Below are 21,134 nucleotides of genomic sequence, written 5' to 3'. Positions count from 1 at the left end.
GGACTCTTATCTCGTTTTTGGTCGCGCACGGGGGAGTGCTGCGCGAGAATAATTCGATGCGCGAGTTCAGCGAAGAGCGAGCGATCGGCCAAGTCGTGGCACGCCTGACGGCCCGATACCCATCACTAGATCCAGACCGGATCGGTACCGCAGTTCGACAAGCGCACGAGAGTTTCGCGTCGAGCGCGGTGCGCGATTTCGTGCCCCTCCTGGTGGAGCGACATGTCCGCGAGGAACTGGACGAAGGCCTCCGGGCCGCCGCGGTCTGAGCTGTATTCCTAAAGGCTCTGATCAGCCTTCGCAGGCGACGCTCAGCCCCGGTCGAGTTTCGCGATTCGAAGTCCGCCGTCCGTGGCGTCAGAGTCCGCTAGCAGACCCTATAAGTAACGGCACCGACGGGTCCCACGTCGTACACCCGTCCCGGAAGTGACGTGTCGGATCGATAGTTGCTTCTGCCCGCGGTGTCGAATCCGTTGGGGCATGCCCTATGCGGAACAAAAACTCTCACCATGTACCGGACGCCTGCGAATACGTTGTTGAATTGCCCGCAACCGGAGCCACTCGACCCATTCGCCACGTCGCCTGCGTCGGGATTCGTCAGGATCACCGGAATGTTCGGCCACAGCGGGCCGCCCGCGCCATGGGTGATGCAGAACTTGACTGCCGTATAGCCGGCTGCTTGCGCCGCTGGCGCGACCGCGAGGCTGGAGCCAATCGCTACTGCGGCCGTGAGTGACGCGACCCCGGTGCGCCGACAGATAGCGAATCGATTGTTGATGGGCATGACCGTTCCCTCCGTGAGCCGTTCTTTGCAGCGATAATGTTTGCTGCCAAACTGAGCTTGACAGATGCTGTGTGCGTTCACTGGTGTTTTTATCAAGATTGCAAGAAGTTGATATGTTGCTGTCTGGCGAGAGAAAAGCGCCGATTGTGCGCTTCTTGCCGGCGAGGCACGGCGGTATGGGTCGCTGAGCAAAGGCGCTGCGGCGCCAGAACCTAGTCAATGCGGTGAATCTCAGTCCGGCTGAGGTCATGGATTGCGCGCCGGGGCACGTGCCAAACCCTCTGGACGTTGGGTGCATATTGGGCACGGAAACAAGAAAGACCCGGGTGTTACCGGGTCTGACCTGCAAGGGCGTGGTGCGCGATACTGGGATTGAATAGTAATCCACGCAAATATTGACGCAATCGATCTACCTGCATTGACACACGATCTACGTGCGAAGACATGAAAAGTTATCGCGCGACAAAAGTGGACACCGCTACCCAAGAAATGCCATCCTTATTGCACGTATGTTGCACGAATCTTGCACGGGACAGGGGTTGTAGGTGGCACAAGCGCGGCGCGGGTTCGGTCGTATTCGCAAGCTTCCATCGGGCCGACACCAGGCTGCATACACCGGGCCAGACGGCAAGCTATACCAAGCACCGGAGACGTTTGCCGCAAAGGAGGACGCCGAGGGTTGGTTGATCGACGCACGCCGCGCAATCGATCGCGAGCTGTGGTCGCCGCCTGCAACCACCGAGCAGAAGCAAGCGAAACGTAATACCGAAACCAAGTTCGGCGACTACGCCCAAAAGTGGGTGGAGACTCGCACGGTGAAGGGGCGACCGCTGCGTCCGCGCACCCGCGAGCACTACGAGGAACTTCTCGACAGCCACATCTACCCGACGTTCAAAAGCAAGGTCGTACGCGACATCACCATGGAGCAGGTTGACCGCTGGTACGCGAAGGTTGCGCCGAACGCAGCGACTACACGCGCGCACGCGTACGGGCTGCTGCGAACGATCTTGGAGACCGCCCGCAAGCGTGACCGGCTGATCGAGGTCAACCCGTGCGAGATTGTTGGCGGTGGCACTACCGAACGCAAGACCAAGACCAGGCCGGCGACCTATGCCGAGGTTGACACCATCGTGTCGGAGATGCCCGAGCACCTTGCGGTGATGGTTGTGCTTGCGACGTGGTGTGCGCTGCGGTTTGGGGAGTTGGTCGAGCTGCAACGCGGTGACATCAAGATCACTGAAGGTGTCGAGCGTGACGACGACGGCAACGAGACCAAGGTTCGTGAGGGTGTTGTGCATGTGCGCAGGGGAGCCGTGCGGGTTGAAGGCGGTTGGGAGGTAGGCCCGACCAAGACGGAGGCTGGTATCCGCGATGTGACGATTCCGCCGCACGTGGTGCCCGCCATCGACGCGCATCTAGCGTCTAAACATGTTGGCAATAGCAAGAATTCGCTATTGTTCCCGCCGGCAGCGGGGGAGACGGACACGGACGGCAAGCCAGTGCGGCTGCAACCGTCCACGTTCTACCGGCACTACTACAAGGCCCGCGAGGCAGCCAAGCGTCCCGACCTAAGGTTCCATGACCTACGGCACACTGGGGCGACGTTGTACGCGCAGACTGGCGCAACCTTGGCTGAGCTGATGGACCGTATCGGGCATTCCACGCCGGCGGCAGCTATGAGGTATCAGCACGCGGCGCAGGCGCGGCATACGAAGCTTGCGGCGGCGATGTCCAAACTTGCCCAGCAATGACCGGCGAAATTTCGTCTGACTTGTCGTGTCTGTCCTCTAGTGTCCAGCCTGACAGCTAGGACCACGACGAACCAACCCCGTTGTCGGGGAGCCACGTGAGTACCGTGGCTGGTGAGCGTTTCGTCACCAAGTCGTGCCTAGTACCGAATATGGAGCAGTGACGCGCGGTAGTGCGCGTCCACGCGTGTAGTGACCCACGGGGTAGCCCGTGGGTCTTTTTGTATTCGAACTAAGTCAGAACAGGACAACTATGGACAATGGGAATATCTTGCCGGCGCGGCCGAGCATCAAGCAATCAGCAATATATCTGAATATGTGCGAGAAGACGGTTCGCCGAATGATCGCGGACGGTCGTCTCAAGGCATACCGGATCGGCGGTAAGAACACTATCCGGGTTGACCGGGATTCGTTGTTGGCGCTCATGCGGCCAATGTCGGTTGCCGCTTGATGACGCAGCGAAGAGGCTTTGATCTGCGTAGATGCGGTTTCATCGTAAAAATGGTGGTGCGTTGATTATAGTTATAAATAGCATCAAAAAATCGCCTTATGGTAGATGGGTTGAATTGGGTCGCGAGTGCGCGAGCGTCCCTATTCAGAGATGGTCAGGCCACGCGAAGCGGGGCGCAAAATGAGCCGAATACCACGCCCAAAATCACTACCTCTGTCGGGGTCTCGCGGACGACTTCAGATCATTGAGAACGGGAACATTCGCGACGAGCACGGGAACCTGTTGGCCCGGACGGGCAAGTACCGGCATCTGGTCAGACTGGACTGGACGAAGTACGAAGGCAACAGGGTGCTCCCGGTATACGGGGACCGACACGGGAGTTACCTACTGGACCCTTACCACCGCTGCACCAAGGGTTGCGGCGACTATTGCATGAAGCACTTGGCGATGGGTACGTGCTACGAGCGGTTGGTGTCCGAGTTGGTGGCGTACGAGTTCATCGGACCGCCGCCGGCAGGTTGGGAAGCCACGACGGTCGCGCACCGCGATGGCGACCGGAGCAACTGCCACGCCAACAATTTGATGTATATGGTTTCCGCCGACGCCGAAAACTTCTTGGAACAACGAGAATCCGTGGCGCTCATGCGGGGTGCGGTCCACATCGACCGGGAGAACCGGTTGCGCAAGGTCAGCTTGACCCGTGACATGTTCGACTACCCGCAGCACGGGCAGACCAGTTCCGCCTATCGGCGCGGGACGGTGCCACGGGCGAAGAAGAAGCGCGAAGGCGCCGACCTGACCCGCAACCCGCCCTGGCTGCAAGGCCGCCACCGCATGGTGCAAACAACAACACGATTCAACGGCTACAACGCGGAATATTCGCAAGCCGCATAACAACGAAACACGAAGGAAAACAATGGAATACATGCGCTTTCGCAACGCCCACATGACGATGCACCCGACCAGCTTCGAGCTAGTCACCGGCACTGAGACGGCGGACCGCCGCCCAGCAGTCGGTGTCCGGATGAACATTCGGCAGGGCTACATCAACCACGTTGATTCAATCGTTTTCCCTATTACGGCAGAGGATGCCGCTGACCTCGGCGCAGCTCTGCTGGCGCACGCGGACGCAATGACCGGTATTGCCCGCCGTGACCGCAGTGCACAGGAATTGGCTGAAGGCCGGCAGCGTGTTCGCGACTACTTCACGAACACCGGGGACGTGACCGCCGACGAACTCGCGGACTACTGCCACCGCTGACAGTCCACTCACACCGGTGATGCTGGCGCCCCACACCACAACCAGGCGCCGGCATCCCAAACAACTTGGCGGGTATGCCAAACGAAACAAGGCAGGTCAGCGACCGGCCCGCCATACCGACGATGCTCGCAGCCAAGGCCACGAAACGGCCAACGGCTGCGGGCATCGCCATTTACGGGAGACACGATGCAGGACATTCACGCCCAGCGCACGACCGAGGGCAAGCACCACGTCGTCATTTGGAGCTACTTTGGCCCAAACATGCCGTTGGAGTTCACGATCACGGATGCGCAGGCAACCGATTTGGTGACCGTCATCACGGACGCGCAGGCTCGCGACTACACGACCGCAACGCCGGCCCAATGCCGCTAGACGCCCGTATGACCCAAATCGCGGTACCCACAAGCCACGGCAACAACTACGTCATCGAATACCAACGACGCCGGCCCAACTGGCTCCATCTAAAACGGAAGAGTCCAGACGGCACGAACCGCCACGTCACCATCCACACGGACGACATCACCGCCATCTGCGATGCGCTGGTGGACCTACTCGAAGCACAGGAAGGCACGCAGTGAACAAACCCTGTCTAGGGTGCGGCCGACTGATCAGCAAAGGCAGCAGATGCGCACAATGCACGCCCAAACGCCAACGCCCACAAGGCCACCCACACACCAACACTGGACGATGGAAGCGACTAAGCCAGGCAACACGCAAGGCGCAACCGTGGTGTCTGGACTGCCGGCGCGCTGACCGACTACAGGCCGACCACATCATTCCCATCGCAGAGCGACCAGACCTAGCGTTCGAACCGCTAAATCTGACTACAAGGTGCGCGTCCTGTAACGGGCGACGCGGTGACCGATGCACCGATACCGAACGTGCCCAGGTGCTCACGGCCATTGCGGCACGCAAGCAACGGTGGACCAACTACATGGACGCAACAAGCACCTAACGGCGCGCTACTTCTTTACCCGGTTCAACCACTCGCGCATGTCCTCCGGACCATCCGGCCCTTCCTGGCGATTGGCACGGCGCAGACCCGGCACTTCGTTCGTCAGCTTGCACTGCCAGCACTCATACGTTGTGTCATTGCTCGGAACATTCTGAACCGCATTGCAACGCAAGCAAGTAGCGCTGCGCATACCTAGCGGAGCCAACGGCGCTTGTCGAGGCAGTACGGCAATGATCACGAGGCCGAACACGCCAAGCAGCAGGCCGAGGACAAACCAGCCGAAAGCGCTGCGGTTCTTAGAACCTGCGATCACGGCCGAACCGATACCGCACAGAAGCCAGATCACGAGCAATATTTCCACGGTCGTACGTTCTCATGCCGCACTCGTCCTGATGCCGCATTCGGGAAGTCAACGCGCTGACCTGCGGAAACGCTGACGCACCCTGGCCGGGTGCCCCGTCGCCCGCCGTCTGTCCGCTCGATCAGCCAGCGCGTACGCGATCGTTAACGGCGTTCCCGCAGGTTAAAGCGTGAATCCTGTGGTTTTGCGTTGCCAGAACCCGCGCTCACCCGACGAATAGAAGCAGTCGCTACCACAGGATGCCATTAGCACGCAAGAGGACGGGACTGCTAACGATTAGGTTTTTTTTGAAGGCGACTGTTGCAGGACGATTACCGCGCAGCCCAACACAAAGATGGAGACCACTACCCATCGCGCAATTGACTGGGAAAAGTCCAGGTCACCAAGGATTCCAACAATCGTCTTGAGGGATGCAACCAGTACGCCGAGGGATGCAATCACTGCGAGCGACGGTTTCGATGCGAGGAATTTACCCACCGCATTTCGGCGCGCACGCCAAACACCGACCTGGTCGGTCAGCATCGGAACGTTCGCCACATTTGAAATGGTACCTGCATTCCGGGCGGCAGGGGCTTTGCCGATGAAGCCCGATTACTACAACTACATAGAGAGGGCGACCCGTGCGGCTGAAGCCCGTTGATGACAGTCCGTTGCCGTGGCGCCCGCGTGGGTCGCAGTCCGAGCGCTTCCGGCAGTTCTGCAAGCGGTTCCTACGCGTGCCCAAGGGTCACGGTGTCGGTAAGCCGGTGATCCTGCGGGACTGGCAGCTACAGCTTGTCGCGTCCGTGATGGATGCCGAACCGCGTCCGCGTTTGGCCGGCTGGATGATCGGCCGAGGTAACGGCAAGTCATCGCTGTTGGCGATGTGGGCGGTATTCGAGCTGTTCACCTACGGCCAAGGCGCCAGCGTCGTCGTGTGTGCCCGGTCGCAGGATCAGGCCCGCATCATTTTCAACACCGCGCGCCAGTTCGTGGAGCAATCCCCGGAGCTGAAGGCACGTGTTCAGGTCGCTAGGGACCGGATGTACATCCCGGCCACGTTCTCTAGCTTTGACTGCCTTGTCTCTGAACCGCAGGCGCTCGAAGGGCTCGACTTCAGCCTGTGCCTAGTGGACGAAATCGGCGTCACACCAAAGGAAACAGTGGACGTGCTGATGTTGGCGCAGGGCAAGCGGCCAACGTCCACGTTGGTGGGTATCGGGACGCCGCCGGCCGATCCTGAAGGCGGCGTGCTGCATTCGTGGCGGCTGCTACATGAGGAACTGGGCGACGACTTCATTGTCTGGCGCGAGTTCTCTGCTGACGCATTCCAGCACCACGATTTGCTGTGTGAGCACTGCATCCGGCTCGCGAATCCCGCGTATGGGGACTTCCTGGCGATGGATGCGTTTGTCGCGGCAGCGAAGACGGCTAGCAGTGAGGCTGCCTATCGACGTGCCCGCCTGTGCCAGTTGATCGCCAGTAATGAGCATCCGTTCATTGACTCCGAGACGTGGGCGGACCTGGCCAGTCCCGGCACGATTGCGGACGGCGCCGAGGTCGTGATTGCGCTGGACGGGTCGCAGAAGGACGACAGCACCGCTCTTGTCATCGGCACCGTGGAGAGCACGCCGCATTTCGACAAGCTCGGCGTGTGGGAGAAACCCGCCGGCGACGACAGTTGGCGGGTGCCGGTGCTCGATGTAGAGCAGGCCATTCGAGACGCAGCGGTCAAGTACGAGGTCCGCGAAATCGCGTTTGACCCGTGGCTGTGGACCCGCTCAGCGCAAATTCTCGAGGCCGAGGGTCTGCCCATGGTCGAGTTCCGGCAGTCGCCAGCACGGCAGACCGCAGCGACGAACGATTTGCACAGTTCGGCCGTCAACGCACGGTTCACCCATTCCGGCGACCCTGACCTCACGCGGCACGTACTCGCAGCGACGGTCAAGGAATCCGACAAGGGCATCCGGATTGCGAAGACATCGCGGTCACGGCACGCCCCGAAAATCGACCTTGCCACCGCGTTGATGATGTGCCACTCGCGGACCACATGGCTTGCCGCACAACACAAACCACATTACCGCTACGGCGGAATGTAGAAGGACCAACAACTGAACATGGATGATCAGCTACTAGTTGACTTGCTGCAAACGCTCGATGCTCCGCAGGCCGAATTTGCCCGTCTGAACCGTTACTACGCCGGTACTCAAGACCTGGCGTTTCTGGCGCCGGAATCAAAGAAGGCGCTGGGCGACCGGTTTAGCCGGATGGCGACGAATCTACCGCGCTTGGCGGTGACCAGTTTGGCGGAGCGGTTGCGCGTCAACGGGTTTGATGGCCCCGGCGATGTGTGGGCGGACTGGACCGCGAACGATCTGGACCAGTACTCAGACCTTGCACACCGTGAAGCGTTGACGCTGGGCAGTTCCTACGCTGTCGTCTGGGCTGACGCTGGTGGCAGCCCGCGCGTGTCCATCGAGAGTGCGCGTCAGGTGGCCGTGCTTGCAGACCCCGGCTCTCGTCAGATCACGTCTGCGGTCAAGCGCTGGCATACGCGAACGACGACCGAGGCCGCGTTGTACCTGCCTGACGTGGTGTACCGGCTGCGAGCTGATACGCCGGGTGCACAGTCGACGGGGTTCTACGTGGTGGATGAGCTGGAAAACCCGCTAGGCGTCGTGCCGGTAGTGCAGCTCCGGAATGCCGAGCGTGTCCCGGTTGGGTGGAACACGTACCCGGACCGGCTACTGGAGTTCGGTCACAGTGAAATCGCTGACCTGGTGCCGCTGGTTGACGGAATCAACAAGCTACTGGCGGACATGCTGGTGGCAGCGGAGTACACAGCACGGCCGCGCCGCTACGCGACCGGCATCGAACTGGTGTCCATGCCCGTGCTCGATGCTGACGGCAACCCGGTGTTGGATGGCAACGGCAAGCCGGTCATGGAAGTTCAGCCGCCGATCCAAGAATCCTGGCGAATGATGTGGTCAGAGAAGCCGGAAGCAAAGTTCGGCACCTTGCCTGGCGCATCGCTCGATGGCTACGAGAACGCGGTTAACGTTCTGCTCGGCCAGGTGATGGCGGTATCCGCGTTGCCGGCTCACTACGTCGGAATCTTCACCGATAATCCAGCATCGGCCGACGCGATCCGGTCCAGTGAGGCCAGTTTGACCGCACGCGCAGAGGCACGCCAAAACGCATTCGGCAAGGGCTGGGAACAAGTCGCCAACCTGATGACCGCAATTCGTACCGGTGGCATTCCGGATGAAATGGAATGCAGGGTGAAATGGTGTGATCCCGCTACCCGTTCTGATGCTGCCGATGCTGATGCCGTGACGAAGTTATTTCAGGCCGGAATTATTTCGCGCGCTGAGTCATTGCGCCGTTTGGGTTACACCGAAGATCAAATTCAACTGGTGTCAACAGAGAAAATGGACGAAACGCTGGATGAATCCACGGCAAAAGACCCATTCCGGGGAGCCGTGGCCCAAGCCGCTGCCGACCATTACAAGAGTCTAAAGGGAGAAATTCAGAATGACGGACAGCGCGCGGCCTGATGCCGCCGAAACCGCCACAGGATCGACGGACGCCGACGAAACCGAGGCTCCCGAGGTAACCGCACCGGAGACCGCCAACACGTTCGACAGGGCGTACGTGGAGGGTCTGCGCAAGGAGAGCGCCGGCTACCGCGATCGCGCAAAGAACGCCGAGGCGGCATCCGAGACCATGGCGCGCCGGCTACATGCAGAACTCGTCAGGGCGACAGGACGTTTGGCTGATCCAAGCGACCTGACGTTTGATGCTGAGCACCTCACGGACCCGGAGAAACTTGGTGCGGCGATTGATGCCCTGGTGGCAGACAAGCCGCATCTGAAGAACCGGACGCCACGGGGTGACATCGGCCAGGGTGAACGTGGCTCCAGCGCGGCACCGGGTGGACTCCTAGGCGCACTCAAGGCGACTCTTTGATTGCCGAAACGTTGCAGGTATTCCGGGGTGATACGGACCGCTTCGGAAATCCACACAAAGAACCATCGGGAACAATTAACGGTGTCATTGCTCCCGGCAAATGGGCGCTGAACCGCAAACAGCGCGGCGAGTCATCGAGCCATGAGGCGACGCTATTTGTCGCTCGTGAAACAGATGTGAAACGCCGTGATCGAATTATCCGACCCAATGGCGAGAAATACAACGTCGTCGGTGGCCCTGATTGGGATTATCCGCAGCCACAAACGGGACGCGATCACGGCCGGTCCGTGTTCACGCTCGAACTTATCAGCGCTTGATGCGCAACTAAATGCAGTACCGGCCAGGTGCCGGCACAATTGAATACATAACTTAATAGGGAAAAACAAATAATGTCTATTGCTATTCCTGGTGGTAATACCACTCTGCTGACTCAGGAAATCGCCAAGATTCTTGTTCAGCCACTACAGCAGGCCAGCACATTTCTTGCCGCCGGCCCCATCATCATGGACTCGGCCAGCGAGTTGCGAGTGCCGCGCATCGCGTCCGGTGCTACCGCGAACTTCGTCGCCGCTGGTGCGCAGATTGCAGACGGCACAGTCGGATTCGATGAAGTGACCTTGCTGCCGTCAACCCTTGAAGGTCTCAAGGTGCTGGTCAAGATGTCCAACGAGCTGATCCGTCAGTCCGTCGTGGCACTTGAGGCAACCTTGCAGGCACGCCTAGTCACCGACGTTGCCAACGCGCTTGACGCCGCGCTGTGGAACGGCACGGGCACCGGCAACACCATCAAGGGAATTCTGAAGCACACCGGCATCGCGACGGGCGATCTGGACCTGGCCGACGCAGACAGCCTCATTGACGGCGTGGTGAAGGCTCAGACCAACCACGTGGCGCCAACGCACTGGGCGATGAACGCGACGACGTTCGGCGCATTCCGCAAGCTGAAGGTCGGAACCACGGACAACCGGTACATCTTCGATCCGTCCGCCGCGTACGCCGCCAATCAGTATTCGCTGCTGGGCTTGCCGGTGATCATCACGTCGCAGATTCCGAACAACACTGCCGCGCTGATCGACTTCAGCAAGGTTGCGGTCGCGCGCGACGTTGACAGCGAGGTCAAGTTGCTTGACCAGACTTGGGGAGATTACGACAGCGTGGGTATCCGCGTGGTGTCGCGGTTCGATGTCGCACTGTTGCAGGACAAGGCCGTGACGCTGCTGACGGTTCCGGCTGGACCGTAAGCGATGGCGGCGCCAAACGCTGACGATCTGAGCGCGTTTCTGGGCCGCGTAGTGGACGCCGCACAGGCCGGCGCGGTCATCACCACGGTGACCGCGTTCGCCCGTGCCTACACCCGTGAGGCGGGATTCACGGACGGGGAACCCAACGGTGACGTTGGCGCCGTGATCCTGACCGCAGCGGCGCGGCTTATCTCCGAACCATCGCAGATCGTCCAGAACGACACCATGGGGCCTTTCCAGGTCTCATATCGCAGCGGGTTCGATGGCTGGTCCACGAACGAACTGGCGGTGCTGGACGGCTACCGCATACGGGCTATCTAGGCCCTATCTAAGACATGCCAGGCAACCGCTTGGCAGAGCGCACCGGACGGCAGAAACGGCCGGTGCGCGAGACATTAAGACGTTGACACGGATTCTGTTAACGGCTTGATGTTGTTATTCAGTTAACACAGGCCCCCGGCCATACCCACAGCTCTTGGCAGTCACTTCACCTGCCTTGGGGTATGAACCGGGGGCCTATGCGTGTATCTAGGCTCGGTTGTCTCGAATCGCGCGGCCGGCCGACAGCGCCGCAATAAACGCGTCTAGCTCGGCGTCGGCGGGCTCTACCAGGTCGGGGCCGTGAAACCACATCTCACGTGGTGCGCACGCTCCGGTGAAATCTTGGAGACAGTCCACGACGACAGTGATACCAGCAACTTTCTCCATGAAGTACGTGACAGACCGGTGCCCGTCCTGGTCCCAGTCGCCGCATTCGATGGCATCGGCGGGTGCGGGTAGATCGCTGAGCGTCCGCAACATTGGTGGGTGTCTCCTGACTGTTGTGACGGGTGAGGTTGCCGGCAGTCAGGACAGTAGCCACCGCTGACTATGCCGTCAAGCATCGAAACATGTTGTGGGACAACATCATTGTACCAGTCTGGTACGAATTGCCATTCGCAAAATGCGTGCACGAAACGGTGCCGGCCCGATACCCTCACCCGATGTTCAAGAACGACCTCATACGCCAGAAGCTCGAACAGGACCCGGCACTAGCCGCAGAAGTCGCGCGGATACAGGCCGAACGCGCCGAAGCTGAGCGATACACGCCTTTGACGGCCATACGGCAAGCTGCCGGCCTGACACGCGCCGACCTAGCCGAACGACTCGGCATGACGGATCGGGAACTGGCCGAGCTGGAAGCGGTGGGCGAGGACTGGACGCTCTCGACACTTGCACGGTACGCCGACGCGGCCGGGGCCAGGTTGACGCTGACTGCCAAGGTTGGCGATGAAGAGCTTGACTTTGCGGCATCGCGGTCCGCCGGGGGATTCTTGATGCTGTAGCCGTCCGGGGGAGCTGTCGGCGTATGCCCACGGACTGCCTAACTTGTCCAGTTAGGGTGACCTTATGTTGCACGTATGTTGCACGAAATTTGTCGAGCCGGTCTAGATACATACGTTGACCTGCATAAAGCGTGGTGCGCGATACTGGGATTGAACCAGTGACCTCTTCCGTGTCAGGGAAGCGCTCTCCCGCTGAGCTAATCGCGCCGGGTTGAAAACTTATGGAGGTGGAGACGGGAATCGAACCCGTGTGCACGGCTTTGCAGGCCGTTGCCTCACCACTCGGCCACTCCACCACTGGGGCTGATGCCTTCGCACCTTCGAGCGGATGACGGGATTCGAACCCGCGACCCTCACCTTGGCAAGGTGATGCGCTACCAACTGCGCTACATCCGCGTTTCGCTTCGGTTGAACTTTGTTCGTCCGTTGCGATGCAAGACATTAGTGCACGAATGCGAGCAGACACAAATCGCGTGAAAACCGCTGGTAAACAGGCCGGTTCGGGGAGCTGACCGAGTCATGGCCGGTGTTTCAGGCGTTGCGTCCTGTGACTCCTGAGGCGGTGCGGTGGCGGGTTTGGGCGACCCAGGTGGGTGCAGCCGGACTCCGCGGGGCGCGATTCTCGTTCGGGTCACGGGACGTGTTAGTGTCTGTCGTCGCACCGATTCGGTCGGTGAGATTCCCCGGTCTCGTAGCTCAGGGGGAGAGCGTCCGCCTCACACGCGGAAGGTCACTGGTTCGATCCCAGTCGGGACCACCACACAACCTCAGGTAGCTGTGGAAGCGTCCGCGTCAGGCATCGCGATTTCCCACTGTCCGAACAGATGTAAATTCAGGCTGGTGGCCAGCCCGATCGAGGCGGCATTGTCCAGCTGGCACCGGTATTGCGGCTCGTATCCTTCGGCAAGTGCGTAGCGAAACATTTTGCGCACCAACGTCTTTGCGTTCGCGCGACCCCGTGCCGAACTGGCGGTGAGCACTCCGATATCCGCCAGCGGGAACTCGTCGTCCCACGGATACAAGCTGCCGATGCTGACCAGATCACCGTCGTCGTCGAACGCGCCGAATACGGCCCAGTGATCGAGTTCGACGTATGCGCCATCCCAGTCTTCTTCGGACACAGCCGCTTTGAACGACGCAAAGTTGTCGGCGTCCGCGTCCGTGAGCTCGCGGACGCGGGGTGATTCCAGGTCACTGAGGATGTCGTCGACCGCTGAATCTGAGAGATAGAACACATTGTCGGCGCCGTTCAGGGCAATGCCCCGGACGGCGAGCGCAGCCCGGACGTCGGTCTCTGTCGGATTGCTGAGTGCGGCAATGTCTTTGGCCAACACATCTGCGACGGCGGGGTTGACGGCAATCGAGACACGGCCATCGTCGGCAGTCCGCAGGATGGTGACGCGTTCGTCGTCGTCGAGCTCGGGGTTGACGGTGATCGTCAGGCATTCGTTGCTGTGCAACGGTTTCCCACTGAAAGTGGCAGCCCAGTAGTCGGTGACAACCGGTGCGAATTCGGGCACGGCGGAACTCCTGGGGCGCTGGAAGCATTGGGGTGAGCAGGTCGCATCTTCCAGTGGCTCCACTCAATCGGCAACGCATTTTCTCGAGCCACACCACCCGACTGCTACCTTAATGAACATAGTTTTCATTATCGTTAACGGTCGGAGGGGATGCGCGATGGCAATGCCGGTGTGGATGGCGTCGCCGCCGGAGGTGCATTCGGCCTTGCTCATCAGCGGTCCGGGTCCGGGTCCATTGCTCGCGGCCGCAGCCGAATGGTCTTTGCTTGGCGCGACCTACGAGGCGGTTGCCGAGGAACTTCGAGCAGTCCTCGCCGCAACGAATGCCGGCTCGTGGCAGGGGCCGAGCGCGGAGATGTACGTGGCCGCACACGTCCCGTATTTGGCGTGGCTGACTCAGAGCGGCCTCGAAAGCAATGCCCGCGCGGTCCGGCATGAGGCCATCGCCGGCGCGTACAGCGCCGCGTTGGCCGCGATGCCCACGCTTGCCGAATTGGCGGCCAACCACGCCACACAGGCCGCGCTGGTGGCCACGAACTTCTTTGGTATCAACACAATTCCCATTGCCGTCACCGAGGCCGACTACGTCCGCATGTGGGTGCAAGCCGCCACCGCAATGGCGACCTATGAAGCAGTGTCGGACGTCGCGATGACGTCCGCACCACACTCCACACCCGCGCCGTCGATCGTGGAGCACGACGACCACGACCACGACCACGACCACGACCATGGTCATGGCCATGACCATGACCATGGCCACGGCGATCTGGACCCGACCGACTGGGAGTGGTGGCTGGACGTGGGCGCCGAGATGGGCGAGCATCTCGAACTGCTGTGGAACAACTTGCTGACCGATCCGGCTGCGCTGCTGACCAACTTGCCGCTGGTGTTGGCGGACGTGACCTTCCATGCCTCCCAACTGGCTTCGGTGCTCGGCCAGTTCGCGCCGGCCCTGATTCAGCCGGCATTGGGGTTGGCGATCGCCAATCTCGGCTGGGTGGCCGGCTTCGCGGGGCTGGCCGGCATCCAGGTGTCCCCGGAGACCGCTGGTGCGGAGCCGTCTCCTGCATCGCAGGAACTGTCCACGCCCGTCGCCACATCGGCTCCCGCGCCGAGTCCGTCCTCGACGGCGGCCTCGGCCACCGCTCCGGCAAGTGTCCCCGCGTCGACGGCGTCCGGCACGGTGTCGGCCGCCGCACCCACGCCCACATCACCGCCGCCCATCGGCGACCCGGGTGTCCCGTACGCGGTCGGTGACGGTTCCGGCGTCGGCGCGACCACTTGGCTTCAGCGTCAGGCGCGTGCTGACACAGGTGCGTCGGCGCGAGTGTCGACGACCGCTCAGGCAGCCTCGGGCGCGGCGGCTGCGGCACGGCAGGCACGCCGCCGACGCGGTCGGAGCAAGCAAGAAGGTCGCGCCGTTGAATACATGGACCTGGACGTCACTCCCGAATGGGACTCGGGCCCAGTTCCCGACGACGAAGCGTCTTCCGTGCGGGCCTCGAACCACGGTGCCGACCCAGTGGGGTTCACCGGCGCCGTGTCCAGGTCGGGTGCGACGCCCGCGGGATTGACGGCGTTGGCCCCTGACCAATTCAGCGACGGCACGCGGGCGCCCATGCTTCCGGGCACCTGGAACCCCGAGGCCGAGGACTGACGATCAGGCTGGCAGCCCGCCGTCGCGCAGCCGTTCCGTATGGCTTGTGTTCCAGCGGATTTCCATGCCGTCGCTACAAAGAACCGCTAGGCGGACTCGTCCTTCTCGGCCGTGTCGGCGGCGGACAACGCGTTCAGCTGGTTCTGCAACAGCTGCATCGAGGTCCGCGCGTAGATCATCTGGCTGGTGATCGCCATCTGGGCGCGCCCGCGGCCCAGGAACGTGACGAACCAGGTGAACAGCGTCGTCACCCGGTTCTTGTAGCCGACCAGATAGACCAGGTGCAGCACTAGCCACGACAGCCAGGCCAGCACGCCGGCGAATTCGAGCTTCTTGTCGGTCAACGGAATCGGTACCTGCGCGACGGCATCGAACCGCGACACGGTCGCCATGCTGCCCTTGTCCCAGTACTTGAAGGGCTCGCGGTTGGCGGGGTCGTCTTGGCCTGCCAGGTGTTGCTTGATGATGCCGGCGGCGTACGCGGCGCCCTGGATCGCGCCCTGCGCCATGCCTGGCACGCCCTGGACGGCCATCAGATCGCCGACGACGAACACGTTCGGGTGTCCTTTGACGGTGAGGTCGGGTTCGACCATGACGCGGCCCGCACGGTCGGTCTGGGTGCCGTCGGACTGCTCGGCGATGAGCTTGCCCAGTGGGCTCGCCTGTACACCGGCCGACCAGACCTTGCAGGCGCAGTCGATACGGCGTTCGGTGCCGTCCTTGTCTTTGACGGTGATGCCCTTGTAGTCGACGTCGCTGACCATCGCGTTGAGCTGAATCTCGACGCCGAGCTTCTCCAGGCGTTTCTGCGCCTTGGCGCCGAGCTTGGCACCCATGGGTGGCAGCACCGCAGGTGCCGCGTCCAGCAGGATCACCCGGCAGTCCTGTGGCTTGATGCTGCGGAACGCCCCGGCCAGCGTGCGTTCGGCCAGCTCGGCGATCTGCCCGGCCAGTTCGACGCCGGTAGGTCCGGCGCCGACGACGACGAAGGTCAGCCGGCGTTCCCGCTCTGCGGGGTCGGTGACCACTTCGGCGGCCTCGAATGCGCCCAGGATGCGGCCGCGCAGTTCGAGGGCGTCGTCGATGGTCTTCATGCCCGGTGCGAACGTCGCGAAGTGGTCGTTGCCGAAGTAGGACTGCTGGGCGCCGGCGGCGACGATCAGGCTGTCGAACGGGGTGACGGTCTCCTGCGACATGAGCTTGGAGGTGACGGTCTGCGCCTCCAGGTCGATGTGCTCGACCTCGCCGAGGCGGACGGTGACGTTCTGCTGTTTGCGCAGCACCAGTCGCGTCGTCGGCGCGATCTCGCCTTCGGACAGGATGCCGGTGGCGACTTGGTACAGCAGCGGCTGGAAGAGGTGGGTGGTCGTGCGCGAGATCAAGGTGATCTCGACGTCGGCGCGCTTGAGGGCCTTGGCGGCCTGTAGGCCACCGAATCCCGATCCGATGACGACGACGCGGTGACGCTGGGACGCGAGGGTCATGTTGCTCCTTCGGGGCACAACCGTGAGGACCGAACGACAGGGCAAACATACTGGCAATCGCCCCGCTACGGGTGACAACTGACGTCCGGACGTCAGCGCCCCGCCGCAGGTAGCTCGATTCCCATCTGTTGCAAGGCTTTTCGCATGGAAATGTCACCACGGTCCAGGTAGCCGCTCAGCTGATCGAGTGCCGCGTCCGCGGTGCCCGGCGTCATCATCATGCAAACGCGGGCGAACGAGCGGAAGTTGTCGATGCTGTCCTGCAACGATGAATTGACGTCCTGGTCGGGGGTCGGCAGGTTCTTGCCGAGATCGTCCAAAGTCCGTTGCAGCTTCGTGCAGTCCCGCGACATGGCGACGAAGTCGTGCGCGGTCATCGCTTCGCCGACAGTGCCGAGCGTGCCGCCCAGGCTGGACACCGCGTTGGTGATGGGGCGCTGCCAGGTGAGCTCGGCCGGCGCGCCGGCCTGCCCCGGCACGGTCTGTGTGCAGGCACTGAGCAGCGCACCTGCTACTGCCAGTGCCGCGACTCGACGCATGCAGCCAGCGTAGGCGACCGGGTGGTCGCGTGAGAGCCTGGCTGAATGAGGCGCACAGTGATCCGCGGCGCGTTGGCGCTGGTCATCGCGGCGGCCGCGGCGTGCGGATCGCCTGGCGGCGAGTCGCGTCAGACGCTGAAGGTGTGCAGCACTGGTGACTACCGACCGTTCACCTACCGCGACGCCGACGGCCAGTGGAGCGGCATGGACATTGATCTGGTCCGGGATTTCGCCCGGAGTGCCGGCGCCGATCTGGATCTGGTGCCGACCACCTGGCCGACGCTCATGGGCGACCTGGGCCAGAAATGCGACCTGGCGGTCGGCGGCATCACCGTCACCGCCGAGCGGGCTGCCAAGGCGCTGTTCTCGGACCCGTATCTGCGCGACGGCAAGGCCGCCGTGGTGCGGTGCACCGAGGCCGCGAAATACCGGTCCCTGGCCGATATCGACCGCGGGGGAGTCCGGGTGGTCGTCAATCCCGGCGGCACCAACGAACAATTCGACCGGGCCAACCTGCACCACGCGACCATCGTCGGTTACTCCGACAACAACACCATTTTCGATCAGGTCATCGACGGCAAGGCCGACGTCATGATCACCGACGGCAGCGAAATCCGTTGGCAGGTCACGCAACATCCGCAACTGTGCGGGGTGTCGACCGACCGGCCATTCACGGACGCACAGAAGGCCTACCTGATGCCCAGGGATGCGACGGCGTTGCAGCAGCGAATCAACCAGTGGCTCAGCACCATTCAAGGCGATGGCAGCTACGCAACCGTCAGCCGCAAGTGGCTGGGTGCGGATATCGGGCCGAAGTGAAGGTCTAGCGCAGCGCGCCGTTGATGACCGGCTTGTCGATGACGCCCATCTCGACGCCCCATTTGGTGGCGATCTGCCGGTACTCACCGGTCTGCATCAGATGCTTCAGCGCCGCTTGCAGTGCAGAGGCGAGAGATGAGCCCTTGGGCACGGGCCACCCGTAGGGCTGCGCGTCGACGATTCCGCCCGCCGCCTCGAGCTTGCCGCCGCTGAGCTTGATCGCATAGCCGGTGACGGGTGAGTCCGCGGCCATCGCGTCGACGGTGCCGGCCAGCAGGGCTGCGGTGACACCGTCCTGGCCGGCGATGGGGACGATCTCGATCGGCGCGACCCCGGCCGCCACACACGCCGCACTGCGGGCCGGCAGATGGTCGGTCTCCTCGACGGAGCCCAGGTGCACACCCACCCGCAGTCCACACGCCGCGCTGGGGTCCACGCTCGATCCGGCCCGCCGCGCCCACAGCACGCCGGCTTTGAAGTACGTCACGAAATCGGCTGACTTCTCCCGCTGTTTCGTGTCGGTGGTCGACGACGCCCCGACCGAGATGACGCCGTCGCGGACCGAGGCCACGATCTTGGCGATGCCGATCTCGCGGAACTCCGGCTCGAGCCCCAGCACGCGGCTCACCGCGGTTATCAGGTCGACGTCGAATCCCGTGAACTTGCCGTCTGGGCCTTTGAATTCGTTTGGCGCATAAGGAATGTTGACCCCGACCACCAGCCGGCCGGAATCCCGGAGATCGGCCGGCACCTTGGCGGCGATCGACGGGACCGAGCCTGACGGCCCGACCTCGTGCTGCCGGGACCAATAGAGCCAGGCTGTTCCGGCTCCGGCGGCCAGCACGATGACCGCGCCGACGGCGACGACGACCCGCCGGGTGCGGCGCTTCGGTTCGGTGGTCTGCACCGCATGGCGTCCCGATCCGGTTCGCGGGCCCGTTCGCGAGCCAGTTCGGCCCGAGACGCGGACTTGGGCGCTCAGCGCGGCACGGGCGTCCGCGGCGAGTTCACCGGCGTGCTGATAGCGCTTGCCGGGCTTCTTGGCCATTCCTTCGGCGATCACTTCGTCGAACGCGGCGAGTCGGCGGTCGACGTCGGACGGCTTCGGTGCGGGAGCGCTGACGTGCCCGGCGATCTGGTGCTCGAGGCTGTCGGCCGGATACGGCCGCTTGCCGGTGAGGCATTCGTACAGCACGCAGGTCAGCGCGTAGATGTCCGAGCGCGGGTCCGCTTGGCCGCCCTCGAATCGTTCGGGCGCCATGTAGGCCAGCGTGCCGAGAGTGCTTCCGGCCGTGGTCAATCCGTGCTCGCCGGCGGTGCGGGCGAGGCCGAAGTCGATCAGGTAGGCGAAGTCGTGGTCGGTCACCAGGATGTTGGACGGCTTGATGTCGCGGTGGATCAGCCCCGTTGCATGCGCCGCGTCCAGGGCCGCCGCGATCTGCTCGATGACCCGAACGGAGAACTCGGGGCTCGGTCGGTGCTCGGTGTCGGCCAGGATCTCGGCCAGGGTGCGGCCCTCGATGAGCCGCATGTCCAGGTAGAGCTGATTGTCGATCTCGCCGAAACCGTGAATGGGGACGACGTGCGGCTCGTTCAGCCCGGCAGCGGCCTGCGACTCGCGCTTGAACCGTTCCTGGAACACGGGGTCCTTGGCAAGGTGCGGCGGCAGCACCTTGAGTGCCACGGTGCGCTGGGTGTTGGTGTCGTAGGCGACGTACACCTCGCCCATGCCGCCGCGGCCTATCAGTTCGCGCAGCTCGTACTGCCCGAATCGTGTCGGCTCCACGCAGCACTCCTTGGCCGTGTCAGTGTCGTGTGAAAGCTACAACACGTGGTCAGCGGTGTCTGAGCGAATGACGCTCACGTGCCCTGGGCGGCCATGCGTTCAGACCGCACGCAAGTAGCGGTGGGTGATCACGCGCTGTGCCACTCGTGCGAGAGGCGAGCCGAGGCGGCTCCACCAGGTGGCGGGCCGTGAGAACGCGCTGATTTCGGCATACACCTCGTCGGTCGCCGGGTCGTGGCGCACGCAGAACAGTTCCTCGCCGGACTCCGGATGGCCCGGCAATGTCCCGTACGCGAACCCACGCCGGTCGGGTTCGTCGACGACGTACACCACGCGGCAGGGGACCCGCATGGGTCCGAGACGGCCCAGCATGTCGGTTCCTGGGGCTGCGGTCACCGTCGTCGCGTCCACTCGCATGCCCACGCCGCGCTGCATGCCCCAGCGCAGCAGCGCGTCGGCCGCCGCGTCGAATCGTGCTCGGCCCGTGCCGATCTGGGCCGCTGTACGCACGTGGTGATAGCCATCCGGCGGCTCTCCGGCCGTCGCGCCGACGTCGGGGTAGGTGAACGCCAGCCCGGCCAGGTCGCTCAGTCGCATGGGGCCACCTTGCCACCGTGGTAAGAGAAACAGGTGGATAAGCATGCCGGTGGTGGGTTCAACCCGCCCAAACCCACCACCCAAGGCGGCCCGGACTACGGCCGGTTCGTCGAATCGGTCCGCACGGTCAGCGACCATGCGCGTGGCGCCGACGCACCCGACGACGTCATCGCCCAGGCTGCGAACCTCATCGAGCAGGCCAACGCGCTGCTGGCGCCCTACCGCGCCGACGAGTGGCACTCACCGTCGGGCCGTCGCCTCGACCTGCCCAACCGCGGCAACGTCCTGAACGTGCCGTCGAACCTCAAGGTCACCGACGACGGCCGGATCGCCGGTCCCGTGCGGTTCCGGCGCTTCCATCTGGGCCGCAACGGGGCCGCGCACGGCGGGGCCATTGGGCTGCTGTTCGACTCGGTGCTGGGGCATGCCGCCTACCGGCTCACCGACAGCCCGTTCCAGCGCACCGCCTACCTGCACATCAACTACCGGCAGATCGTTCCGGTCGAGCGCGACCTGCAGGCGACGGCGACCCTGGAACGTGTCGAGGGCCGCAAGATCTTCATCACCGGAGCGCTGCTGGACGGTGACACCGTCCTCGCCGACGCCGAGGCCCTCTTCGTCAAGCTCAAGCCGGGTCAGCCCTGAGGTGGCGCTGGGC

The 21,134-nt window shown here is 62.9% G+C and carries 26 protein-coding genes and 4 tRNA genes; 19 read left to right on the top strand and 11 right to left on the bottom strand.

From position 1 onward, the window contains the following. The first annotated feature begins 56 nt into the window (after positions 1-56). From ACNO8X_RS18410 to ACNO8X_RS18375, 8 genes are all read left to right on the top strand, one after another. Positions 57-269 carry a three-helix bundle dimerization domain-containing protein gene (locus ACNO8X_RS18410; protein WP_418002171.1) on the top strand — a complete coding sequence of 71 codons (213 nt, stop codon included), beginning with the start codon at positions 57-59 and terminating at the stop codon, positions 267-269. Positions 270-1,329: 1,060 nt separating this feature from the next. Then, positions 1,330-2,535, top strand: coding sequence for a tyrosine-type recombinase/integrase (locus ACNO8X_RS18405; RefSeq protein ID WP_418002170.1), 1,206 nt, complete (start codon positions 1,330-1,332; stop codon positions 2,533-2,535). A 250-nt stretch (positions 2,536-2,785) separates the two neighbouring features. Continuing rightward, positions 2,786-2,983: a helix-turn-helix domain-containing protein gene (locus ACNO8X_RS18400; protein ID WP_418005951.1), complete on the top strand. Its 198-nt coding sequence runs from the start codon at positions 2,786-2,788 to the stop codon at positions 2,981-2,983. Between the two features lie 432 nt (positions 2,984-3,415). Then, entirely contained in the window at positions 3,416-3,877 is a 462-nt protein-coding gene (locus ACNO8X_RS18395; RefSeq protein WP_418002169.1) for a hypothetical protein, read from the top strand. Between the two features lie 31 nt (positions 3,878-3,908). Further along, on the top strand, positions 3,909-4,244 hold the full coding sequence (locus tag ACNO8X_RS18390; RefSeq protein ID WP_418002168.1) for a hypothetical protein: 336 nt from the start codon (positions 3,909-3,911) through the stop codon (positions 4,242-4,244). A gap of 186 nt (positions 4,245-4,430) precedes the next feature. Continuing rightward, a complete protein-coding gene (locus ACNO8X_RS18385) occupies positions 4,431-4,616 on the top strand; it encodes a hypothetical protein (protein ID WP_418002167.1) in 186 nt (61 codons plus the stop codon). An 8-nt stretch (positions 4,617-4,624) separates the two neighbouring features. Next, positions 4,625-4,822: a hypothetical protein gene (locus ACNO8X_RS18380; protein WP_418002166.1), complete on the top strand. Its 198-nt coding sequence runs from the start codon at positions 4,625-4,627 to the stop codon at positions 4,820-4,822. Next, entirely contained in the window at positions 4,819-5,199 is a 381-nt protein-coding gene (locus ACNO8X_RS18375) for an HNH endonuclease (RefSeq protein ID WP_418002165.1), read from the top strand. Before ACNO8X_RS18380 ends, ACNO8X_RS18375 begins: the two co-directional genes overlap by 4 nt. A 7-nt stretch (positions 5,200-5,206) precedes the next feature. On the opposite strand, the gene ACNO8X_RS18370 is transcribed toward ACNO8X_RS18375, so the two are convergent. Together ACNO8X_RS18370 and ACNO8X_RS18365 are read right to left on the bottom strand one after the other, a co-directional pair. Further along, positions 5,207-5,560 (bottom strand): hypothetical protein, encoded by a 354-nt coding sequence (locus ACNO8X_RS18370; RefSeq protein WP_418002164.1) that lies wholly within the window; start codon positions 5,558-5,560, stop codon positions 5,207-5,209. 276 nt (positions 5,561-5,836) lie between these two features. Continuing rightward, positions 5,837-6,097, bottom strand: coding sequence for a hypothetical protein (locus ACNO8X_RS18365; protein WP_418002163.1), 261 nt, complete (start codon positions 6,095-6,097; stop codon positions 5,837-5,839). Between the two features lie 83 nt (positions 6,098-6,180). On the opposite strand from ACNO8X_RS18365, the gene ACNO8X_RS18360 reads away from it, so the two are divergent. The 6 genes from ACNO8X_RS18360 to ACNO8X_RS18335 all read left to right on the top strand — a co-directional run bounded on the left by ACNO8X_RS18360 (position 6,181) and on the right by ACNO8X_RS18335 (position 11,070). Beyond that, entirely contained in the window at positions 6,181-7,638 is a 1,458-nt protein-coding gene (locus ACNO8X_RS18360) for a terminase large subunit domain-containing protein (RefSeq protein WP_418002162.1), read from the top strand. Positions 7,639-7,656: 18 nt separating this feature from the next. Further along, a complete protein-coding gene (locus ACNO8X_RS18355; protein ID WP_418002161.1) occupies positions 7,657-9,096 on the top strand; it encodes a phage portal protein in 1,440 nt (479 codons plus the stop codon). Then, on the top strand, positions 9,074-9,508 hold the full coding sequence (locus ACNO8X_RS18350) for a hypothetical protein (RefSeq protein ID WP_418002160.1): 435 nt from the start codon (positions 9,074-9,076) through the stop codon (positions 9,506-9,508). Before ACNO8X_RS18355 ends, ACNO8X_RS18350 begins: the two co-directional genes overlap by 23 nt. Further along, positions 9,505-9,825, top strand: coding sequence for a hypothetical protein (locus tag ACNO8X_RS18345; protein WP_418002159.1), 321 nt, complete (start codon positions 9,505-9,507; stop codon positions 9,823-9,825). Before ACNO8X_RS18350 ends, ACNO8X_RS18345 begins: the two co-directional genes overlap by 4 nt. A gap of 72 nt (positions 9,826-9,897) precedes the next feature. Then, entirely contained in the window at positions 9,898-10,749 is an 852-nt protein-coding gene (locus ACNO8X_RS18340) for a phage major capsid protein (protein ID WP_418002158.1), read from the top strand. 3 nt (positions 10,750-10,752) lie between these two features. After that, a complete protein-coding gene (locus ACNO8X_RS18335; RefSeq protein ID WP_418002157.1) occupies positions 10,753-11,070 on the top strand; it encodes a hypothetical protein in 318 nt (105 codons plus the stop codon). A gap of 207 nt (positions 11,071-11,277) precedes the next feature. Here the strand turns inward: ACNO8X_RS18335 and ACNO8X_RS18330 are convergent, their stop codons facing one another. Further along, positions 11,278-11,550: a hypothetical protein gene (locus ACNO8X_RS18330; protein ID WP_418002156.1), complete on the bottom strand. Its 273-nt coding sequence runs from the start codon at positions 11,548-11,550 to the stop codon at positions 11,278-11,280. Between the two features lie 182 nt (positions 11,551-11,732). On the opposite strand from ACNO8X_RS18330, the gene ACNO8X_RS18325 reads away from it, so the two are divergent. Beyond that, a complete protein-coding gene (locus tag ACNO8X_RS18325; RefSeq protein ID WP_418002155.1) occupies positions 11,733-12,074 on the top strand; it encodes a helix-turn-helix domain-containing protein in 342 nt (113 codons plus the stop codon). A 132-nt stretch (positions 12,075-12,206) separates the two neighbouring features. Here ACNO8X_RS18325 and ACNO8X_RS18320 read toward each other — a convergent pair. From ACNO8X_RS18320 to ACNO8X_RS18310, 3 genes are all read right to left on the bottom strand, one after another. Then, positions 12,207-12,281: transfer RNA gene (locus ACNO8X_RS18320), tRNA-Val, on the bottom strand. 15 nt (positions 12,282-12,296) lie between these two features. Next, positions 12,297-12,370: transfer RNA gene (locus tag ACNO8X_RS18315), tRNA-Cys, on the bottom strand. 27 nt (positions 12,371-12,397) lie between these two features. Next, a tRNA-Gly gene (locus ACNO8X_RS18310) sits at positions 12,398-12,470 on the bottom strand. 289 nt (positions 12,471-12,759) lie between these two features. Between ACNO8X_RS18310 and ACNO8X_RS18305 the strand changes: the two genes are divergently transcribed. Then, a tRNA-Val gene (locus tag ACNO8X_RS18305) sits at positions 12,760-12,834 on the top strand. A gap of 7 nt (positions 12,835-12,841) precedes the next feature. Here ACNO8X_RS18305 and ACNO8X_RS18300 read toward each other — a convergent pair. Continuing rightward, complete coding sequence (locus ACNO8X_RS18300) at positions 12,842-13,594, bottom strand: GNAT family N-acetyltransferase (protein WP_418002154.1); 753 nt, start codon at positions 13,592-13,594, stop codon at positions 12,842-12,844. A 157-nt stretch (positions 13,595-13,751) separates the two neighbouring features. On the opposite strand from ACNO8X_RS18300, the gene ACNO8X_RS18295 reads away from it, so the two are divergent. Further along, positions 13,752-15,251, top strand: a complete 1,500-nt coding sequence (locus ACNO8X_RS18295) for a PPE family protein (RefSeq protein WP_418002153.1) — start codon at positions 13,752-13,754, stop codon at positions 15,249-15,251. Positions 15,252-15,337: 86 nt separating this feature from the next. On the opposite strand, the gene ACNO8X_RS18290 is transcribed toward ACNO8X_RS18295, so the two are convergent. Both ACNO8X_RS18290 and ACNO8X_RS18285 read right to left on the bottom strand, forming a co-directional pair. Next, positions 15,338-16,735, bottom strand: coding sequence for an NAD(P)/FAD-dependent oxidoreductase (locus ACNO8X_RS18290; RefSeq protein ID WP_418002152.1), 1,398 nt, complete (start codon positions 16,733-16,735; stop codon positions 15,338-15,340). 92 nt (positions 16,736-16,827) lie between these two features. Then, positions 16,828-17,274 carry a hypothetical protein gene (locus tag ACNO8X_RS18285; protein WP_418002151.1) on the bottom strand — a complete coding sequence of 149 codons (447 nt, stop codon included), beginning with the start codon at positions 17,272-17,274 and terminating at the stop codon, positions 16,828-16,830. A 45-nt stretch (positions 17,275-17,319) separates the two neighbouring features. Between ACNO8X_RS18285 and ACNO8X_RS18280 the strand changes: the two genes are divergently transcribed. Continuing rightward, the gene (locus ACNO8X_RS18280; RefSeq protein ID WP_418002150.1) at positions 17,320-18,093 is read left to right on the top strand and encodes a transporter substrate-binding domain-containing protein; all 774 of its coding nucleotides are present in this window, start codon (positions 17,320-17,322) and stop codon (positions 18,091-18,093) included. A gap of 4 nt (positions 18,094-18,097) precedes the next feature. Here ACNO8X_RS18280 and ACNO8X_RS18275 read toward each other — a convergent pair whose 3' ends face one another. Both ACNO8X_RS18275 and ACNO8X_RS18270 read right to left on the bottom strand, forming a co-directional pair. Beyond that, positions 18,098-19,879 (bottom strand): bifunctional serine/threonine-protein kinase/transporter substrate-binding domain-containing protein, encoded by a 1,782-nt coding sequence (locus tag ACNO8X_RS18275; RefSeq protein WP_418002149.1) that lies wholly within the window; start codon positions 19,877-19,879, stop codon positions 18,098-18,100. Between the two features lie 99 nt (positions 19,880-19,978). After that, positions 19,979-20,476 carry a DUF1990 domain-containing protein gene (locus ACNO8X_RS18270; RefSeq protein ID WP_418002148.1) on the bottom strand — a complete coding sequence of 166 codons (498 nt, stop codon included), beginning with the start codon at positions 20,474-20,476 and terminating at the stop codon, positions 19,979-19,981. A gap of 33 nt (positions 20,477-20,509) precedes the next feature. Between ACNO8X_RS18270 and ACNO8X_RS18265 the strand changes: the two genes are divergently transcribed. Beyond that, positions 20,510-21,121 (top strand): PaaI family thioesterase, encoded by a 612-nt coding sequence (locus ACNO8X_RS18265; protein WP_418002147.1) that lies wholly within the window; start codon positions 20,510-20,512, stop codon positions 21,119-21,121. Positions 21,122-21,134 lie beyond the last annotated feature (13 nt).

Source organism: Mycobacterium sp. PDNC021 (genome assembly GCF_048282635.1).
GTDB classification, from domain to species: Bacteria; Actinomycetota; Actinomycetes; order Mycobacteriales; family Mycobacteriaceae; genus Mycobacterium; species Mycobacterium llatzerense.
This window is presented reverse-complemented; position numbering and strand designations above follow the sequence as displayed.

Excerpts from the sequence above, each read along its gene's own strand:
- ACNO8X_RS18410 (WP_418002171.1), top strand. The coding sequence starts at position 57 with ATGCGCGAGTTCAGCGAAGAGCGAGCGATCGGCCAAGTCGTGGCACGC.
- ACNO8X_RS18400 (WP_418005951.1), top strand. The coding sequence starts at position 2,786 with ATGGACAATGGGAATATCTTGCCGGCGCGGCCGAGCATCAAGCAATCA.
- ACNO8X_RS18395 (WP_418002169.1), top strand. The coding sequence starts at position 3,416 with ATGAAGCACTTGGCGATGGGTACGTGCTACGAGCGGTTGGTGTCCGAG.
- ACNO8X_RS18390 (WP_418002168.1), top strand. The coding sequence starts at position 3,909 with ATGCGCTTTCGCAACGCCCACATGACGATGCACCCGACCAGCTTCGAG.
- ACNO8X_RS18385 (WP_418002167.1), top strand. The coding sequence starts at position 4,431 with ATGCAGGACATTCACGCCCAGCGCACGACCGAGGGCAAGCACCACGTC.
- ACNO8X_RS18380 (WP_418002166.1), top strand. The coding sequence starts at position 4,625 with ATGACCCAAATCGCGGTACCCACAAGCCACGGCAACAACTACGTCATC.
- ACNO8X_RS18355 (WP_418002161.1), top strand. The coding sequence starts at position 7,657 with ATGGATGATCAGCTACTAGTTGACTTGCTGCAAACGCTCGATGCTCCG.
- ACNO8X_RS18350 (WP_418002160.1), top strand. The coding sequence starts at position 9,074 with ATGACGGACAGCGCGCGGCCTGATGCCGCCGAAACCGCCACAGGATCG.
- ACNO8X_RS18340 (WP_418002158.1), top strand. The coding sequence starts at position 9,898 with ATGTCTATTGCTATTCCTGGTGGTAATACCACTCTGCTGACTCAGGAA.
- ACNO8X_RS18335 (WP_418002157.1), top strand. The coding sequence starts at position 10,753 with ATGGCGGCGCCAAACGCTGACGATCTGAGCGCGTTTCTGGGCCGCGTA.
- ACNO8X_RS18330 (WP_418002156.1), bottom strand. The coding sequence starts at position 11,550 with ATGTTGCGGACGCTCAGCGATCTACCCGCACCCGCCGATGCCATCGAA.
- ACNO8X_RS18325 (WP_418002155.1), top strand. The coding sequence starts at position 11,733 with ATGTTCAAGAACGACCTCATACGCCAGAAGCTCGAACAGGACCCGGCA.
- ACNO8X_RS18295 (WP_418002153.1), top strand. The coding sequence starts at position 13,752 with ATGGCAATGCCGGTGTGGATGGCGTCGCCGCCGGAGGTGCATTCGGCC.
- ACNO8X_RS18290 (WP_418002152.1), bottom strand. The coding sequence starts at position 16,735 with ATGACCCTCGCGTCCCAGCGTCACCGCGTCGTCGTCATCGGATCGGGA.
- ACNO8X_RS18285 (WP_418002151.1), bottom strand. The coding sequence starts at position 17,274 with ATGCGTCGAGTCGCGGCACTGGCAGTAGCAGGTGCGCTGCTCAGTGCC.
- ACNO8X_RS18280 (WP_418002150.1), top strand. The coding sequence starts at position 17,320 with ATGAGGCGCACAGTGATCCGCGGCGCGTTGGCGCTGGTCATCGCGGCG.
- ACNO8X_RS18270 (WP_418002148.1), bottom strand. The coding sequence starts at position 20,476 with ATGCGACTGAGCGACCTGGCCGGGCTGGCGTTCACCTACCCCGACGTC.